Raw genomic sequence first — 3235 nt, forward strand, 5'->3', positions numbered from 1 at the left:
CTAAGCACACAGTGACGGTTCCACTTTATATCCACATTCGGTAAACCAACGGGCTCAAGCATATTGGATGGCGATTCTGCATCCCACTTTGCTTTTGGTGGGTGTAAGTCACGACTGACCAGTTTTAATCGGCCTTTGGCATGATTGTTCAAAAGTTCCGGGTACGATTTCCAACGCACCTGCAACGGGCAGTTCATCTGGACATAACTCACTAAAGCCTTTCTCTGGATCAACGCTCGATCTACTGCTGTAGTTTGATAGTTTACTGGACGGTTATGGCAGACTCCTCGTCTGTCTGATTGTTCCGCGTTTATCCACGCAAACAGTTTTGAAAAAAGGTTACTTCGTCGCTAGTCAGCGTATATACCATTGCGGGTTTTCCACCTTTGCCTTTGTTGGTTGAAGCGACTTTATTAGTGGGTTTTGAGTACGCCTGAATCTATCAAGCGGCGCTTAATCGTCATTCGGCTGAATATACTCAAACTCTTGATAAGCAGAAATGATGTCCGCAACCAAAAACTCTTTGTCTAATGCAAACAAAAGAACCGATGTGTATTCAATGGATGCACGAAGCTTTTGCCACGCTTTTTCAATGGTTTTTTGATGAGTCAATGTGAGAGTCTCTTCTCCATTGAGAATAGCCTGTAGCGAAAACCATTTAAGTTGGCATTCCGGTACACCTGCATTATTTATTTGCTCTACATTGTTACGATCACTAAGGCGTAGTGCGTAATGTTTAAGCTCCAGTCTTCTGGATTGCGTTTTGGATCACCGTCGATAAACGCTTCGCTAAAATGGCGAGGGTAGGTATGGATTTTCTCACGGCAAATTCGGCGACGCGCCGCTTCAAAGTTTTCATCGGCCGGGCGTCCGCCTTCACTGGTTAAGTCTTTATCAAAGACAAATCCGCCCGGTAGTGCCCAGACTCCATGGTATGGCCGATTTGGATTTGAACGTTTAATCAACAACACTTCCAATCCCTTATCGGCACAGCCAGATAGCCTGAATGGAATAATGTCGACAGATACGATCATGGTTGGGTCCTAATATTGATTTGTAAATAATCTAGCGCATAACAAGTGGTCAATCAATGGGTAAGTAACGAGTTGTTAGAAACGTTTTTGGTAGTGTTCGTAATACGGTTTGAGCATAAATTTACGGATGACTCTGACTTATTCACAATGCTTGCTCGAATTCTCAACAAAACCTTATAAAAATGAGTGGTTAGTAACAAAAGTTGACAAACTATAGATGGGTGTTTATTGTTTACGCAAATTAGTTAGTAACAAAAAGTTATATACCCAGGAAGGGCATGTAGAAGGGCACCTAATGACCACCAAACTATTTTCTTCCCGCATCATTCAAAGCGCTTTGGATTTCGATGTCTACAAAGTCAATATGATGAGCGCTGTAACAGCGCTTTACCCTGATGCGATGGTGTCATATAAGTTTATCGTGCGCAGTGAGGAAGACCTCTCTGAGCTTTTGCCTGAGGTAAAAGCCGAAGTCCTTAAACTGCAATATATTCGATTTACAGAGAAATTGAATATATCAGCGGTCGCGCCTTACCTGAATCCTGACTTTGTTGATGCACTGCGCCATTTCCGTTTCAACCCACAAAGTGATGTCTCTTTCCATAATAAAGCCATGGCTGATGGCTCAAGCCAGTTAAGAATTACCATTAACGGTTTGTGGCGAGATACCATCTTGTACGAAAACGATCATCATGAGTATCGTGTCTGAACTTCATCAGTGCCAGCGTTGGTCAGATATCCCTGTTGCGCAATTTACCACTGTTTTAGAAGAGAAAGTTCGACACCTAAAGTCGGAACTAAAACGTCGTAACATTACTAACTTTAAATTTTCTGACATGTCGACGCGTCGACGTTTTTCCTTTCAAGCTCAGCGCACTATGCTGGAATATTTGTGCGCAGGAAGTGCCGGAATGTTTGACAGGAACAAGCAACTATCACTTAGCAAAAGAGCTAAACCTGACGCCTATCGGCACGGTTGCTGATGAATGGTTTATGGGACACCAAGCTCTGGTGAATGTGCGAGATTCGCAAAAAGTGGCGTTGCAACGTTGGCAAAAAATGTTTAATGGTGCACTAGGTATTGCGTTAACCGATACGATTGGTATCGATGCTTTCCTTAAAGACTTTGATGAAGAACTAAGTAACGCGTACTTCGGTGTACGTCACGATAGTGGTTGCCCTTATAGCTGGGGTGAAAAAATGATTGCACACTACCAGTCGCTGAATATAGACCCATTAACAAAAACACTGGTGTTTACCGACGGACTTAACTTCGAACAAGCGTTAGATATTTGCGAGTATTTCCAAGGAGCGTATTCAGGTGAGTTTTGGTATCGGTACTTTTCTTGCCAATGATATGGGTGATTATGTCAATAAAGATGGTGAAGCCTACCAGCCACTTTCTATCGTGATAAAAATGGTCACGCGCAATGGTTCACCGGTACGCCGAAAATCAGTGACGAGCCTGTAGAAAGCCATGTGTGAAGATATCTTCTTTTTGATGAATCTCAAGCGCCGCTTTGAACAACCTCTTGATTTAAATGAGTGTCGTAAAATGATCGATCGTTTAGAAACCGAAGGTCAAAATTATCTCATCGACGCGTAGGCGTTATCCTCTCTCCATGACAAGCACCCTCTATCGTCAACGACAAATTTATATAGGTAAACGTGGAGGGTGATTTCGTTATAGTAATATACAGAAGTAACCAGACACAGCGCAGGAAAGCACTCAAAAGTTGATGTGTTATCTAGGTGCTGTGTTTCCTCCTCTAACTGGGACATTTAACCTTAGCAATACGTAACTGAACGAAGTAGATGTACATAACGTATTGCTAAGGTTAACGACGGTTAGATTCACCTCTTACACAGCACCTGCTGCAAAAACCAATACGGCGATTTGCATCATAATGCTTGGCATGACCAATAGCGCGATTGCCGTGAGCAAGCACAAGCTTACCGATAGCGTGTTTTTACAGAAGTTTTTATACATACCCCAAGCAGCATCGGCAACCACAACCACGGCCAGTAGCTTCAAGCCATGCACCACATTTTGAAAAGCACTGGTATCCATGACTTGGCTTGAAAGTAAGGCTAAACCTATCATGATCAGAATGGATGGTAGAGTAAAACCTAAAAATGCCGCACACGCCCCTAACAGGCCAGGTGCTGTGTAAGAGGTGAATCTAACCGTCGTTAACCTT

General features: G+C 43.1%; 4 protein-coding genes and 1 pseudogene. 2 read left to right on the forward strand and 3 right to left on the reverse strand.

The features are described from left to right. Positions 1–453: 453 nt before the first annotated feature. Together ACXAC4_RS19110 and ACXAC4_RS19115 are read right to left on the reverse strand one after the other, a co-directional pair. Positions 454–612 (reverse strand): hypothetical protein, encoded by a 159-nt coding sequence (locus ACXAC4_RS19110; protein WP_475164726.1) that lies wholly within the window; start codon positions 610–612, stop codon positions 454–456. Positions 613–698: 86 nt separating this feature from the next. Further along, the gene (locus tag ACXAC4_RS19115) at positions 699–1034 is read right to left on the reverse strand and encodes an NUDIX domain-containing protein (protein ID WP_475164728.1); all 336 of its coding nucleotides are present in this window, start codon (positions 1032–1034) and stop codon (positions 699–701) included. Positions 1035–1329: 295 nt separating this feature from the next. On the opposite strand from ACXAC4_RS19115, the gene ACXAC4_RS19120 reads away from it, so the two are divergent. Both ACXAC4_RS19120 and ACXAC4_RS19125 read left to right on the forward strand, forming a co-directional pair. Beyond that, complete coding sequence (locus ACXAC4_RS19120) at positions 1330–1743, forward strand: hypothetical protein (protein ID WP_475164731.1); 414 nt, start codon at positions 1330–1332, stop codon at positions 1741–1743. Positions 1744–1937: 194 nt separating this feature from the next. Continuing rightward, a pseudogene (locus ACXAC4_RS19125) lies at positions 1938–2505 on the forward strand (beta/alpha barrel domain-containing protein). Between the two features lie 390 nt (positions 2506–2895). On the opposite strand, the gene ACXAC4_RS19130 reads toward ACXAC4_RS19125, so the two are convergent. Continuing rightward, positions 2896–3235: chromate transporter (locus ACXAC4_RS19130; RefSeq protein WP_475164734.1), on the reverse strand; the 340-nt coding region annotated here is incomplete at its 5' end.

The organism is Pseudoalteromonas sp. AWM4_233, assembly GCF_056158285.1.

Excerpts from the sequence above, each read along its gene's own strand:
- ACXAC4_RS19115 (WP_475164728.1), bottom strand. The coding sequence starts at position 1,034 with ATGATCGTATCTGTCGACATTATTCCATTCAGGCTATCTGGCTGTGCC.
- ACXAC4_RS19120 (WP_475164731.1), top strand. The coding sequence starts at position 1,330 with ATGACCACCAAACTATTTTCTTCCCGCATCATTCAAAGCGCTTTGGAT.